The sequence below is a fragment of the Streptosporangium roseum DSM 43021 genome (genome assembly GCF_000024865.1).
Lineage (GTDB): Bacteria > Actinomycetota > Actinomycetes > Streptosporangiales > Streptosporangiaceae > Streptosporangium > Streptosporangium roseum.
The window spans coordinates 7,556,047-7,569,162 of record NC_013595.1 but is presented as its reverse complement, the minus strand read 5'-3'; the positions used below and the strand labels follow the sequence as shown (position 1 = coordinate 7,569,162).

The following is a 13,116-nucleotide window of genomic DNA, read 5'->3' as shown; positions in this document are numbered from 1 at the left end:
TGGATGCCCGGGCCGTCAAACGTGCCTGATCGTCGTGGTTCCCGACCGTCGAGGCGGTCGATCTCGCTGGCGGCCCCCGCCGCCGCGGGAATCGCCGCCGCGGTGGCCAGCATCCTGGCCACGTCGCTGGACGTCTGGGACCTGCCCACCGAGGCCAAGGTCGGCGTCACCGTGCTCGCCGCCCTCCTGGTCGGCCTGCTCACCTGGGCGACCGCCGGCACCCGGGCGGAGAAGCCCGCAGCGGGAGACGGCCCGTCCTGGCGCCCGCCCGACCAGTGGCCCCCGGTCTCCGCGCACTTCACCGGGCGGACCGAGTCGCTGGCCGAGCTGCGCCGGGTGTTCGCCGGGCACCAACGCTCCCGTGGCCGCGACGGGGACAACTCGCCGCTGGTCGTCTCGGTGTACGGCAGAGGCGGGGTGGGCAAGTCCATGCTCATCGCCAGGTTCGGGCACGAGGTCGCCGACCGCTTCCCCGACGGGCGCCTCTACGCCGACCTGCGCGGCGCGGTGGAGGCGCCGATCCAGGCCGAGGAGGTGCTGATCGGCTTCCTGCGGGCGCTGGGGGTGCGGCTCACCACCGACCCCGGCGGCCCGGCCGAACTGCGCAAGCTCTGGCTGACCTGGACCAAGGGCAAGCGCATCCTGATCGGCCTGGACAACGCCCAGGACGGAGACCAGGTCAAGGACCTGATCCCGGCCGAGCCGGGCTGCGCGGTCATGATCACATCACGGCAGCCGCTGTTCCTGCTCAACACCTACGACAAGCAGCTCTCGGTGTTCAGCGAGGCGCAGGGCGTGGAACTGCTGGCCCGGCTGGCCGGGGACGACCGGGTCGCCGCCGACCTGGAGTCGGCCCAGGAGATCGTCCGGATGTGCGACCACCTGCCGCTGGCCATCAGCATCTGCGGCGGCCGCCTGGCGACCCGGGAGAACTGGACCCTGCGCGAGCTCGCCGACCGGCTGAGGGACGAGCGCCGCCGCCTGGACCACCTCGAACTCGCCCGCAGGCTCGACAAGAGCGTGCGCGCCTCGCTCCAGCTCAGCTACGACGACTGCACCGGCCTCCAGCGCCGGCTGCTGCGCCTGCTCAGCCTCCTCACCGCCCCCGACATGCCCGGCTGGGTGGCGGGGGAGCTGCTGGCCACCTCCGAGCTGGACGGGGCCGACCAGCTTGAGGCGCTCATCGACACCCAGCTCGCCGAGTGCTCGGGCATCGACTTCTCCGGCGTGATGCGCTACCGGCTGCACGACCTGGTCCGCATCTTCGCCCGCGAGCTGGCCGTCTCCGACGAGGACGACGGTCACCGCAGGGCGGCCATCGAGCGGGTCCTGTCCGGCTACCGGCGCCGAGCCGAGACCGCGGCCATGGCCCGCTGGCCCCAGGACTGGGGCCGCAGCGGCAGGAACGCCGACCCGGCGACCACGACGGTCGCCCAGGCGTCGGCGGCCGACTGGCTCAACGCCGAGCGGCGGACCCTGGTCGCCATGATCCACCAGGCCCGCGCCTTGGAGATGTGGGATCTGGCCTGGGGCCTGGGCCGCGCCTTCTGCTCGCTCTGCCACTCCCTGCGGGCCTACTGGTCCGACTGGCGGGCGGTCGCCGAGATCGTGTGCGAGGCCGCGGCCCACATGGACGACCGGCGGGCCCTGGGCATCGCGCTGCTGGACCGGGCGGCGGTGAGCGGCGGGCAGGGCAGCCACCAGGTCGCCAGGGCGGACGCCGAGCGCGCGCTGGAGATCTTCACCGACCTGGGCGAGTCGTGGTGGTCCGCGCGGGCGATGCGGGCGGTCGGCATGGCCCTGTTCAGCGACGGCAACCTCGACCCGGGCCAGGGCTACCTCATCGAGGCGATCACGGCCTTCAAGGGGGAGGGCGACCGCTGGTGGTCGGCCAGGACGCAGCGCAACCTGGCCGAGCTCCGGCTCGCCCAGCGCAGGCCCGAGCAGGCCAGGAAGCTGCTGGAGGACGCCCTGGAGGTCTTCAAGTACGACCGTAACCGCTACTCCGAGGCGCAGACCCTGCGCGCCTACGGGGAAGTGCTCGGCGCGACCGCGCGGACGCTGCACGCCCAGGGGGAGACCAGGGCCGCCGCGGAGGACTTCACGCGGGCCGGGTTCAGCCTGGACCGGGCGGCGGAGACGTTCCGGCTCAGAGGCGAGCTCTGGGAGGAGGCCAGGTGCCTGCGCGCGGCCGGTGAGGTCGGCAATCCCGCCGACGGACTCCGCGAACTGGCCTACGTACGGCGGGCCACGGAGATGCTGGCCGCCCTCGGCGACTCCTGGGGCGTGGCCCGGAGCGAGCTGTCGGCGGGACGCGCACACAGCCGGCTGGGCCGTACCCGGGAGGCGCGGGAGTCGCTGGAGCGGGCCGTGCACGCCTTCGAGGAGCTGGGTGACCGCTGGTGGATGGCCCGGAGCCTGCGCTACCTCGGCGAGGCGCATCTGGAGGCGGGTGACCAGGAGGCGGCGCTCCCCCCGCTCAGGCAGGCCCAGGACATCTACCGGAGCCTGGGCAACCAGGCCGGGATGGGCCGCACCCTCGAACTCCTGCGCCGCGCGGGGGAGTGAGCCGGACCGGCCGCGTCCTCGTGCCCCCGGCGGGGGCGTCGCCGTTGCGGCAGCGAGCATCCGGGCGTCCGTCCTCAGCCGTGGGCCCGCGCGGTGTGGGGGTGTCGCCGTTGCGGCAATGAGCACCTGGCGTTAACTGCGCGGACATACCTCGCCGTATAGGCTCGTGAGTGATGAACGACTTCACGCGATGGATTGATCTTGAAGGTGCCGTCAACGTTCGCGACCTCGGCGGGCTCGCCACGGTGGACGGCGGGACCACGCGCCCCGGCCGGCTGTACCGGTCGGACAACCTGCAGGGACTGACCGAGCACGACATCGAGCTGCTCGTCGGAGAGCTGAAGCTCCGTCACGTCGTCGACCTGCGCTCCGGCGCCGAGGTGTCCCTGGAGGGCCCCGGGCCGCTCATGGCCGTGCCGGAGGTGAGCATCCACCACCACACCCTGTTCGCCGAGGGGGGCAGGCACACCGACGTCGAGGCCGACACGATCGACGCCGACAAGGTGCTGCCCTGGCAGGAGCGGGTCGAGGAGGATCTCGCCGAGCTCAGGGTGACCGGCTTCTACTACGCCTACCTGCGCGACCGTCCGGACTCGGTGCTGGCCGCCCTGCGCGCCATGGCCCGCGACGACGGCGCCGCCGTCGTGCACTGCGCGGCGGGCAAGGACCGCACCGGCGTCGTCTGCGCCCTGGCCCTCGAAGTCGCCGGGGCCACCCGGGAGGCGATCGTCGCCGACTACACCGCCACCGGTGAGCGCCTGGAGGGCATCCTGGCCCGCCTGCGCTCCAGCGCGACCTACCGCGACGACCTCGACTCCCGCCCGGCCGACGACCACCGGCCGCGCCCGGAGTACATCGAGCAGTTCCTCCGCGTCCTCGACGACCGTTTCGGCGGGCCCCTGCCGTGGCTCGCCTCCCAGGGCTGGACCGAGGCCGACTCCCGGTCGCTCCGTTCCCGCCTGCGCGACTGACATCGCCCGCGAGGGACCCCCGGTCCCTCGCGGGTCTCAGAGGGCGACGACCCGGTGCTCTGCGGCCGACCGGCGGGCGGCCTCCAGGACGGTGAGGGCCTCGATCACCTCTGCGGGGTCGACCGGCGGCGGGGCGCCGTCACGCAGGCTCGCCGCCACCGCCCTGTAGAAGTCGGCGTAGGCGCCCGGTTCGGTGCGGACGGGGTGGTTGGCCTCGTCGGTGCCCAGGGTGCCCCACCGCTCCCGAGGCTCCTCACCGAAACCCGGGGAGTCCGGGGTGAGACCGGCGCGCAGCCGGTCCTCCTGGACGTCCAGGCCGTGTTTCACGTAGCCGGCCTCCGAGCCCAGGATCCGGAAGCGGGGACCGAGCCGGGGCGCGACCGCGCCGGCCCACAGGTGGGAGCGGGCACCGCCGGCATGGGTCAGGGCGATGAAGGTGTCGTCGTCGGAGGCGACCCCGGGACGGCGGATGTCGGACTCGGCGTAGACGTGGGTGACCGGGCCGAGCAGGCGCAGGGCCTGGTCGACCAGATGGCTGCCGAGGTCGTAGAGGAGGCCGCCGATCTCCTCGGCGCCGCCGAGCTCGCGCCAGCCGCCCTTGGGGATGGGGCGCCAGCGTTCGAACCGCGACTCCAGCCGGCTCACGGTGCCGAGCTCCCCGGAGGAGACCAGCCGCTCGGCCGTCAGGAAGTCGCCGTCCCAGCGACGGTTCTGGAACACGGTCAGCATCAGGCCCAGCTCGCCCGCCAGCCGTACCAGGGCGCGGGCCTGTGCCGCCGTCGCCGCCAGCGGCTTGTCCACCACCACGGGCAGGCCCGCCTTCAGGGCGGCCTCGGCCAGCGGGACGTGGGTGCGGTTGGGGGAGGCGACCACGATCAGGTCACTGGAGTCCCACAGCTCGGCGGCGTCGCCCACCGCCCGCGCGCCGTACTTCTCCCGCACCTCGGCCGCGCGCCCGGGGTTGCCGGTCACCACGGCCGACAGGCTCAGCCCCGGGGTCGCGGCGATCAGCGGGGCGTGGAAGAACGCCCCGGCCACGCCGTACCCGATGAGGCCGACGCGCAGGTCAGTCACCGCGCTGCTCGTCACGCTCGGCGAGGAAGGCCTCGAACTGGGCGGCGAGCTCGTCGCCGGTGGGCATCTCGGAGGGCTCCGCCATCAGGTTCTCGCGCTTGGACCCGGCGGCGAACGCGTCGTACTGCTGTTCGAGGCCGGTGATCGCGGTGGACAGCTCGTCGGAGGCCTCGATCTGCTCGGCGATCTCGGTGTCGGTGCTCCGCGCGGCCTCGCGCAGGCTCTCCAGCGGGAACACCAGCCCGGTGCTCCTGGTCACCGCCTCCAGGGCGGTCACCGCCGCCGCGGGATACTCCGCCTGGGCCAGGTAGTGCGGGACGTGCACGGCGTAGCCGAGGGCGTCGTGGCCCTCGGCGCCGAGCCGGAACTCGATCAGGGCGGCCACGCTGCCGGGCACCTGGACCTTGCCGAAGGCGCTGGTCTGGCCGGTGACGAGCTCGGGGCGGGTGGCGTGACCGGTGACGCCCAGTGGGCGGGTGTGCGGGACGGCCATCGGGATGCCGTGGGTGGTGACCAGCTTGCTCACCTTCAGCCGGGTGGCCAGCGTGCCGAGGGCGGCGGTGAACAGCTCCCACTCGCGGTCCGGCTCGGGGCCGGTGAGCAGCAGGAACGGCGTGCCCGTGGAGTCCTGGACCAGGTGGAGGGCGATCTCGGGGCTCTCCACGCTCACCCACCGGTCGGTGTCGAAGGTCATGATCGGCCGCCGGGACCGGTAGTCGAGCAGGCGGTCCACGTCAAAGGTCGCGACGACCCGGTGCTCCAGCTCGCCGAGCAGGTGGCCGATGGCGAGCCGTCCGGCGCCACCCGCGTCCACGAACCCGTCGAAGTGGTAGAGCAGCACCGGATCGGTCAGCTCAGGGACGTCTCCGCTGAGCCGGTAGAGATCCGTCGGGTCGAACACCGTGTTCCAGCCTTTCGTCGGTCGTCTCTTCTCATGAACCCGTGGGGTGCCCGGTGAATTCCGCCTACCCGCGGCGATCACTGGGCACCCTATCGGGGCACAATGGATCCCATGCAGCCTGACCCGGAGCTCGAGGAGTTCGCGACCCGCCTGTTCGACCTGGCCAGGACCGGGCAGACCGAGCAGCTCCGCGCGTATGTCGAGGCCGGGGTCCCGGCCGACCTGTGCAACGATCGGGGCGACACGTTGCTGATGCTCGCCGCCTACCACGGCCATGCGGAGACGGTCCGGGCGCTGACCGCGCTGGGCGCGGACCCGGGGCGGGCCAACGACCGGGGGCAGACGCCGCTCTCCGGCGCGGTCTTCAAAAAGGAGCCCGAGGTGGTCCGCGCCCTCCTGGAGGCGGGCGCGGATCCGGACGCGGGGAGCCCTTCGGCGACGGACGCGGCCCGGATGTTCGGCCAGGATGAGTACCTCAAATGGTTCGGACATTAACCCTTATTCAGGACGTGTCATTACTTTCAGATATATATGAAATCACTCAGGGTTAGGCCATCCTTGACGGGTGGGAACTACTACTACGCACAAGTTCGATCGGCCCCTCCGCCTGCCTCCGCTTCCCTGTCCCTTCCCGAGTGAAGTCAATCCCTATGTCGAGCAGGTCGACAAAGAGACCCTCGAATGGCTCATCGACTCGGAAATGCTGGATGACGCAGAGACGGTGGAGCGCTACAGACAGGCGAAGTACGGATGGTTGTCCGCCCGGACATATCCCTACGCCGAGCATCACACCCTCCGGCTGGTGAGCGACTGGTGCGTGTGGCTGTTCGCCTTCGATGACGCCTTCTGCGAGTCGGACAGGCGCGCCGCGGAGATCGCGCGAGCACTGCCGCAGCTCTACGCCGTCCTGGAGGATCTGGACGTCGGCTCCGAGGTCGACGACGTGTTCGCCAAGTCCCTGCTGGAGATCAAGGGCAGGATCGCGGCCTACGGCGACGACGAGCAGCTCGACCGGTGGCGCAACGTCACCAAGGACTACCTGTTCGCCCAGGTGTGGGAGGCGGCCAACCGGGAGGACGAGGTGGTGCCCTCCCTGGAGGACTACATCTTCATGCGCCGGCGGACCGGGGCCATGCTCACGGTCTTCGCCCTCATCGACGTCGCCAGCGGCCGCAGCCTGAGCGCCGACGAGTGGCGCCACCCCGGAATGCGCGCGATCACGGAGAGTGCCAACGACGTCGTCGTCTGGGACAACGACCTCATCTCCTACGCCAAGGAGAGCAACAGCGGCAACTCCCGCAACAACCTGGTGAACGTGCTGGCCGAGCACCGGCACTACTCCCGGCAGGAGGCGATGGAGGAGATCGGCGAGATGCGCAACCAGGCCATCGCCGACATGGTGGCCGTACGCCCCTCGCTGGAGGCGCTCGGCTCGGACGCGGTGCTCGCCTACGTGCGCGGCCTGGAGTTCTGGATCAGCGGCAGCGTCGACTACTCGCTGACCAGCTCCCGCTACACGGACGCCTGGCGGACGGCCCGGCAGCCCTCCATCCGGTGATCACATCTGGGGGAGCGGGTCGTCCGATTCCTGGTCTCCGAGTGCGAGCTCGATCAGCTCCTCCAGATTCAGCTTCTTGCCCTGCGCGAACGCCTCATCGTGCGCCTGGTCGCCGAGGACGCGCCTGCACTCCTTGACGCACCGGTCGTGCTCGGCGTTGAAGAACGGCGAGTTCATCTGGGGCATCCCGAAGGTGCGCCAGTTGGCCTGACCGGCACCCATCAGCCGGGCCGCGAGCACCGGCTGCCCGTCGTCCAGCGCCTGCTTGGCCACCACCTCGATCGCCAGGCCGATGCCGAGCACGTCGTGGAAGTTGCGCTTGAGCCGGAGTGCCTCGCGCGCGTTGGCCATGGACTCGGGGGCGCGGCCCATCGCCTGGTGGACGCTGGCCAGCGCGTAGATGGCGTAGGAGCGCAGCCACAGCTCGCCGCGCTGGGTGCAGACCGCGATGCAGTCGCGCAACAGCACCTCGGCCTCGGCCGGATCGTTCTGCATGAGCAGCACCATCGACAGCTCGACGATCGAGGGGAGCAGTCCCGGGTTGAGCTCCCGGCCGCTCTTGTGGAACCCGAGCAGCGCGCTGGCCTTCTGCAGGTCGCCCTGGAGGAACGCGGCCGTGCCGAGCATCTTGGTGGCCAGGATGACCGCGCCGGAGTCGCCCACCCGGACGGCGTCCGAACTGCACTTCTCGGCAGCCTCGACGGCGCCGGAGATGTTGCCCTGCGCGCTGTGGATGTAGGAGAGCACCCACAGCGCCTTGCACCGCTCCGGAGTCGGCTGGGAGCTCAGCTCCAGGGTCTTCTCCAGATAGAGCCTGCCCTCGCGGGCCAGCCCGCAGGCCACCCACATGAACCACAGGGAGGACAGCAGCTTCAGCCCCGCCTGCACCTCGGAGGGGTTGCGCAGGCAGTAGTCCAGGGCCACGCGGATGTTGTCGTGCTCATGGCGCATCCGGATGTACCAGTAGACCTGGCGGGCACCGGACCAGGCGTCCTCGCTCCTCGTGGCGAGCTGCAGGTAGTAGTCGCGGTGCCGCTCCAGGACGGCGGAGGTCTCGCCGAGCTTCTCCAGCCACTCCTCGCCGTACTGGCGCAGGGTGTCGATCAGCCGGTAGCGGTGCCCCGAGGGCGTGCCGTCGCTCAGCAGGATGGACTTCTCCACCAGGCTGGCGACGAGGTCCATGACATCCTCGGCGGGCAGGCTCTCCCCGGAGCAGACGTAGCGGGCGGCGTCCAGCTCGAAGTCGCCGGCGAAGACCGACAGCCGGGCCCACAGGAGCCGCTCCGCGGGCTCGCACAGCTCGTGGCTCCAGCCGATCGCGGCGCGCAGCGTCTGGTGGCGGGGCAGCGCCGTACGGCTGGCGCCGGCGAGCAGGCTGAACCGGTCGGCCAGCAGTCCGAGGATCTGCTCCACCGACAGCGCCCGCATCCGGACCGCGGCCAACTCGATGGCGAGCGGGATGCCGTCCAGGCGGCGGCAGAGCTCGGCCACGGGGCCGATGTTCTGCTCGTCCAGCATGAAGTTGGGCACCACCGCGCCCGCCCGCGCGGTGAACAGCTGCACCGCCTCGTTGCTGAAGACGTCTTCCCCGGGCGACTCGCCGGGGACGGTCAGCGGCGGGATGGTGACCGTGTGCTCGCCCCTGGCGTTCAGCGACTGGCGGCTGGTCGCCAGAATGGTCAGGCCCCTGGCGCTGCTCAGCAGCTCCTCGAAGAGCGCGGCGCAGGCGTCGACCAGATGCTCGCACGTGTCGATGATCAGCAGGATCTCGCGGTCGCCCAGCCATTCGACCAGCGTCTCGTTCGCCGAGCGGGAGGACTGGTCGGCGATCCCGAGCGCCGAGGTGATCGTGTGCCTGACCATCCCCGAGTCCTGCAGCCGGGCCAGGTCGGCGAACCACACGCCGTCCCTGAACTGGCCGCGCATCAGGTGCGCGATGCGCAGCGCCGTGCGGGACTTGCCGACGCCGCCGATCCCGGTCACCGTGACCAGGCGGTGCTCGCGGAGCCGCTGCCGGAGGGTGGTCAGCAACCTGGTGCGTCCCACGAAGCTGGTTAGCTCGTTGGGGAGATTGCCGTCTCGCCGCCATCCTGATGGCGTTGCCATGGCCGCCTCACGGGGGGTAGCTGACACTGCCTCCGCATCGTACCCGCCGGACCCCTCGGCTGTCCTTGGCGCTGCGGGGCTGTGGCGGCGAGCTTTCCACCGCGGGAGAGACACGCCTTGTCCCCGATGGAGAAATGACTCACCGTCACGGTGGCTAGCATGGAGGCGTGACATCGCATGAACCTGACGACCTGCGCCCCGTCGACCTCTCCGACGACGGGCCGCCGATCCTGCCCGACCAGACCAGCGACGACACCGACCTGGGGTGGGGCGACTGGCGGGAGCCGGACGACGACGCCCGGTTCCTGGAGGACCGTCCGCCCCACTGGGGCTAGGGCGTCGCTGCTCGGCTCCGGCGCGTCAGCGGCTCTCGGCAGCCATGCGCAGGCCCAGGGCGACGAGGACCGTGCCGCTGACCGCGTCCAGCCGACGCCGGATCACCGGGCGGCGGAACCACGCCCCGGCCCGCCCGACCGCGGCCGCCAGCGCCAGATACAGGACGGTCTCGATGGCCACCTGGAGCACGGCGAGCAGCGCGGTCGTGGCGAACAGCGGCCGGTCGACCGGTACGAACTGCGGATAGAACGCGATCATGAAGGCGGCGGCCTTCGGGTTGGCCAGCATCACCACCGATCCCTCGCCGAACGCCCTCCACCAGGTCAGCGCCGAGCCGCGCTCCGGTTCCCCGGCAGCGACCTCCTCGGCCGCTCCGCCCGTTCCGCGGCTGCGCCACGCCGAGCGCCAGGTCTTGATCCCGAGGTACAGCAGGAAGGCCGCGCCCACCACGCGCAGGACGAGGAAGGCTACCTCCGAGGCGGCGACCAGGGCGGCGAGCCCGGCGGCGGCGAGCAACGCCCACAGGTACAGGCCGGCCTCCAGGCCCAGCACCGTGGGCACCGCGCCGGAGAAGCCGCGCAGGGCCGCGCGGCGCAGGATCAGCGCCATCGCCGGGCCCGGCGAGGCGGAGATCAGCACCACGGCGAGGACGAAGGCGGGCAGAGAGGAGCTGAGGTCCATGAGTGCATCATGCTTGTGCGCGTACTGCCTGTTCAACGCGTTTTGCGCAGAACATGGCAGCTGACGGGCTCTGCCACCGTGCCTCCACGTGCAGGTCCGGGGCTGAGGATCCACATCCGACCGGTCCGGGCACCACCACCGCGACCCGGTGAACCTTCCCGGTCACAGCACCGGCCGTGCCCGGGGAGCCGCGGGACGTGCCTGGGGGAGCCGCGCGATCGCGGCCGGCCGGGCGGACCGCCGCCGCGAGCCCGGTCGGTCCACGGGCCGGTCGGTCCACGGGGAGATACGGCCCGATCAGTCCACGGGGAGAAGGGTCCCCAGGGGGCCGAGGTCGAGGTTGAGGTCGGACGGGGACAGGTCGAAGCGCTCGCACAGCTCCGTCATGGCCTCTTCGAGGCGCATCAGGGTCAGCCCCAGCGTTTCGATCTGCTCGTCGGACAGGTCTCCCTGGTCCATCCGCCGCACGCACTGCCGCTCCACCAGCTGGCGTACGAGCTCGACGAGGGTGAGGACGAGACAGGTCAGGTCCCGCTCGACCCGCTCGGGGTCGGTATCGACGCGCCAGCGGCCCGAACGCGCCGTGTCCGGCGCCGCCGCGGCGCTCACCGCGAGAGGCTCACTCCCAGGCCGGTTCATATCCGTGCTTCTCATGGCCGTTCTTCCGCTCGGTCGTGAAGGACCCGTTGACAGAGGTGATCAGCACGCGCAGGGAGACACGCACCAGGTCGATGTCGGCGATGGAGAGGACGAGGTCGCCGGTGACGACGACGCCGCCGGCCAGCAGCCTGTCCAGCAGGTCGACGAGTGCCACCCGCTCGGGCGGAAGGCGCCCCTCCGCGGCCAGCGCGGCGCCTCGCGAACCCTCAGGCGCCATCGCGTGACTCCGGATCACCGGTGTCGAGGTCGAGGTCGAGGGTGGTGAAGGAGTAGGGCGCCCAGGGGCCGGTGAGCTCCACGTCGATCCCCCGCCCGCGGAGGCTGTCGAGGACGGCGGCGAACTCGTCGCCGCGCCCGTCGTCGACGAGGTAGGCGCCGTTGAGCACCATCCACTCGTCGCGGCCGGACAGGCTCGGGTCCTGGGGCCTGTGACGCCGGCTCGCGACGGCGACGGCCGCCAGCGCGGTGTGGATGCGCTCGGCCTGGGCGGCCGCACGCCGCCAGGTGTCCTCCCGGCCGCGCAGGCTCGCCTGGCGGCGTTTCAGGTAGGCGATGCCGGGGCTGTCCGCCTCCGGTCCGTCACCGTCGTCCGCCCGGGGAGGTTCCTCGGCCTGCCGCACGTATGCCTTCACCCCCCACTCCTTCCGCCCGGTGACGTGGGAGAGCAGCGTGACGAAGTCGTCGTGCCGCCGTTCCAGCAGCTCGCCCACCTGCTCCTGGCTGCTGTAGACGGTCACGAGCCGGATGGGCGCCGTGGCGGCCGTCTCCGCCACGACCTCCACGACGTGGTGGTGGGCGCGGGCCGTTCCCCCCAGCCAGTCCAGGTCCTCCAGGGACCGCCGCAGCGGCTCCTCCCCGAACTGGTCCAGCGGCACGGTGCTCACATAGGCGACGAGCCCGGCGCGCTCGATCGTCCACACGGGCGTGCCGGCCACCCCCGTCAGGCCGGCCGGGTGGGGACGGCCCACCTCGCGCGCGACCGCGTAGACGTACGTGCCGAAGTCAGCCACCGTCGTCCTCCGCTCCACGCGCCCGCCTCCTGGCGGTCCTCCGCCGGGGCTCGGCTGTACGGCGCTCGCCCCGGTCGTCGAGGTCGTCCCGCTCGTCGCGGAGCCCGCCCCGGCGTTCCCTGCCGCCCGCCTCGTCGCGAGACTCCGCCCGGCGGTCCCGGCCCTCCTCCAGCTCTCTGCGGTCCATGTCCGAGAGCTCTCCCCGGTCACCCTCCGCGGCGACGAGCCGTTTGCGGAGCCGGCGGTTCTCCTCGACCAGGTCACGGTCCTTCGAGCTGAGCCACGGATCGTGCTCCCACCAGTCGATGCCCAGCTCCCTGGCCGTGTCCACCGAGGCGATCAGCAGCCGCAGCTTGATCGTGAGCAGCTCGATGTCCAGCAGGTTCACGCGGATGTCTCCCACGATCACCACGCCTCTGTCGAGCACCCGCTCCAGGATGTCGCCGAGGTTGGTGGACGACCCCTGCCGGGCGGGCGGCCTGCCGTAGCCCTGGGACATCGGGGAACCGGAGCGCACGGGGTCGGCCATCTCAGTGCGCCTCGCCGTCGTCGCCTCTGCCGCGCTTGTAGCGCCGCGTCCTGCGGTACGAGAGCAGGTCTCCCCTCCGGTCCATGTCGATCTCGTAGAGCGCCAGGATGTCGCCCGAGGAAGGGACGCGGCGGTCCTCGACGACCTCGATCCCGACCCGCCAGCCGTCCTGCTCGGGCTGCACGAAGACGACGCCCTCGGCCTCGCGCCCGGTCAGCTCGGCGATGTGACGAATCCCGACCCGGCCGGCGGTCACCGCGGAGAGGGCGCGCGGGCGGGTGCCGGAAGCCTCCTCCTCCTCGTCCTCGGCGGGAACGTCCTCGTCCTCGTCCTCGCCCTCGTCGAAGGCGTCGTCCTCCTCGTCGAGCGGCGCCTCCTCGTCCTCGTAGAGGTCGTCGGAGACGTCCGCGTGCTTGTCATGGGTTCTGCGGCTGACGGGCACGAGGTCACTCCCCCTCTCCGCTTCTCCGCGGCACGTCCGCGCCGGGGAGATCCGGCTGGACCACCATCTGTTCGAGGATCTCCGCTGTCGCCCGGGCCTCCTCCTCCTCGGAGATCTCGCCGGAGAGCCTGGCCTCCTCCAGCTCCTCCAGCCGGCGCCGGACCGCCGCCGGGTGCCGCATTTCGAGCTCGGCCTGTTCCTGTATCAGCTCTCCGATCCGGATGAGCGCGCGGATCGGCGCGAACGGCAGGCCGATGGTCAGACCCAGCAGATCCATCTG

General features: G+C 71.7%; 15 protein-coding genes. 5 read left to right on the top strand and 10 right to left on the bottom strand.

Annotation, left to right across the window (positions count from 1 at the left end; translation table 11 throughout):
- Positions 1 to 102 precede the first annotated feature (102 nt).
- Positions 103 to 2,568: a tetratricopeptide repeat protein gene (locus tag SROS_RS33165; protein ID WP_043653406.1), complete on the top strand. Its 2,466-nt coding sequence runs from the start codon at positions 103 to 105 to the stop codon at positions 2,566 to 2,568.
- Between the two features lie 173 nt (positions 2,569 to 2,741).
- On the top strand, positions 2,742 to 3,539 hold the full coding sequence (locus SROS_RS33160; protein ID WP_012893307.1) for a tyrosine-protein phosphatase: 798 nt from the start codon (positions 2,742 to 2,744) through the stop codon (positions 3,537 to 3,539).
- A 36-nt stretch (positions 3,540 to 3,575) separates the two neighbouring features.
- Here SROS_RS33160 and SROS_RS33155 read toward each other — a convergent pair whose 3' ends face one another.
- Entirely contained in the window at positions 3,576 to 4,613 is a 1,038-nt protein-coding gene (locus SROS_RS33155; RefSeq protein ID WP_012893306.1) for a Gfo/Idh/MocA family oxidoreductase, read from the bottom strand.
- Positions 4,606 to 5,514, bottom strand: a complete 909-nt coding sequence (locus SROS_RS33150) for a proteasome assembly chaperone family protein (protein ID WP_012893305.1) — start codon at positions 5,512 to 5,514, stop codon at positions 4,606 to 4,608. Before SROS_RS33150 ends, SROS_RS33155 begins: the two co-directional genes overlap by 8 nt.
- A 102-nt stretch (positions 5,515 to 5,616) precedes the next feature.
- On the opposite strand from SROS_RS33150, the gene SROS_RS54050 reads away from it, so the two are divergent.
- Positions 5,617 to 6,009 carry an ankyrin repeat domain-containing protein gene (locus tag SROS_RS54050; protein WP_012893304.1) on the top strand — a complete coding sequence of 131 codons (393 nt, stop codon included), beginning with the start codon at positions 5,617 to 5,619 and terminating at the stop codon, positions 6,007 to 6,009.
- A gap of 70 nt (positions 6,010 to 6,079) precedes the next feature.
- Positions 6,080 to 7,072, top strand: a complete 993-nt coding sequence (locus SROS_RS33140) for a 4-epi-cubebol synthase (protein ID WP_012893303.1) — start codon at positions 6,080 to 6,082, stop codon at positions 7,070 to 7,072.
- On the opposite strand, the gene SROS_RS33135 is transcribed toward SROS_RS33140, so the two are convergent.
- Entirely contained in the window at positions 7,073 to 9,118 is a 2,046-nt protein-coding gene (locus SROS_RS33135; RefSeq protein WP_245564355.1) for an ATP-binding protein, read from the bottom strand.
- 227 nt (positions 9,119 to 9,345) lie between these two features.
- On the opposite strand from SROS_RS33135, the gene SROS_RS51345 reads away from it, so the two are divergent.
- Entirely contained in the window at positions 9,346 to 9,513 is a 168-nt protein-coding gene (locus tag SROS_RS51345; protein ID WP_012893301.1) for a hypothetical protein, read from the top strand.
- Between the two features lie 25 nt (positions 9,514 to 9,538).
- Here SROS_RS51345 and SROS_RS33130 read toward each other — a convergent pair whose 3' ends face one another.
- The 7 genes from SROS_RS33130 to SROS_RS33100 form a co-directional block, all read right to left on the bottom strand.
- Entirely contained in the window at positions 9,539 to 10,195 is a 657-nt protein-coding gene (locus SROS_RS33130; RefSeq protein WP_012893300.1) for a LysE family translocator, read from the bottom strand.
- A gap of 297 nt (positions 10,196 to 10,492) precedes the next feature.
- Positions 10,493 to 10,804 carry a gas vesicle protein K gene (locus tag SROS_RS33125; RefSeq protein ID WP_043653397.1) on the bottom strand — a complete coding sequence of 104 codons (312 nt, stop codon included), beginning with the start codon at positions 10,802 to 10,804 and terminating at the stop codon, positions 10,493 to 10,495.
- A gap of 10 nt (positions 10,805 to 10,814) precedes the next feature.
- Positions 10,815 to 11,072, bottom strand: coding sequence for a gas vesicle protein (locus SROS_RS33120; RefSeq protein WP_012893298.1), 258 nt, complete (start codon positions 11,070 to 11,072; stop codon positions 10,815 to 10,817).
- Complete coding sequence (locus SROS_RS33115; protein ID WP_012893297.1) at positions 11,062 to 11,883, bottom strand: GvpL/GvpF family gas vesicle protein; 822 nt, start codon at positions 11,881 to 11,883, stop codon at positions 11,062 to 11,064. Before SROS_RS33115 ends, SROS_RS33120 begins: the two co-directional genes overlap by 11 nt.
- Positions 11,858 to 12,394, bottom strand: coding sequence for a gas vesicle protein (locus tag SROS_RS53415; protein WP_012893296.1), 537 nt, complete (start codon positions 12,392 to 12,394; stop codon positions 11,858 to 11,860). Before SROS_RS53415 ends, SROS_RS33115 begins: the two co-directional genes overlap by 26 nt.
- Before the next feature lies 1 nt (position 12,395).
- Positions 12,396 to 12,836, bottom strand: coding sequence for a gas vesicle protein GvpO (locus SROS_RS48055; RefSeq protein WP_012893295.1), 441 nt, complete (start codon positions 12,834 to 12,836; stop codon positions 12,396 to 12,398).
- Between the two features lie 4 nt (positions 12,837 to 12,840).
- Complete coding sequence (locus tag SROS_RS33100; RefSeq protein ID WP_012893294.1) at positions 12,841 to 13,113, bottom strand: gas vesicle protein GvpG; 273 nt, start codon at positions 13,111 to 13,113, stop codon at positions 12,841 to 12,843.
- Positions 13,114 to 13,116 lie beyond the last annotated feature (3 nt).

Excerpts from the sequence above, each read along its gene's own strand:
- SROS_RS33100 (WP_012893294.1), bottom strand. The coding sequence starts at position 13,113 with ATGGATCTGCTGGGTCTGACCATCGGCCTGCCGTTCGCGCCGATCCGC.
- SROS_RS53415 (WP_012893296.1), bottom strand. The coding sequence starts at position 12,394 with ATGGCCGACCCCGTGCGCTCCGGTTCCCCGATGTCCCAGGGCTACGGC.
- SROS_RS54050 (WP_012893304.1), top strand. The coding sequence starts at position 5,617 with ATGGATCCCATGCAGCCTGACCCGGAGCTCGAGGAGTTCGCGACCCGC.
- SROS_RS33130 (WP_012893300.1), bottom strand. The coding sequence starts at position 10,195 with ATGGACCTCAGCTCCTCTCTGCCCGCCTTCGTCCTCGCCGTGGTGCTG.
- SROS_RS33120 (WP_012893298.1), bottom strand. The coding sequence starts at position 11,072 with ATGGCGCCTGAGGGTTCGCGAGGCGCCGCGCTGGCCGCGGAGGGGCGC.
- SROS_RS33160 (WP_012893307.1), top strand. The coding sequence starts at position 2,742 with ATGAACGACTTCACGCGATGGATTGATCTTGAAGGTGCCGTCAACGTT.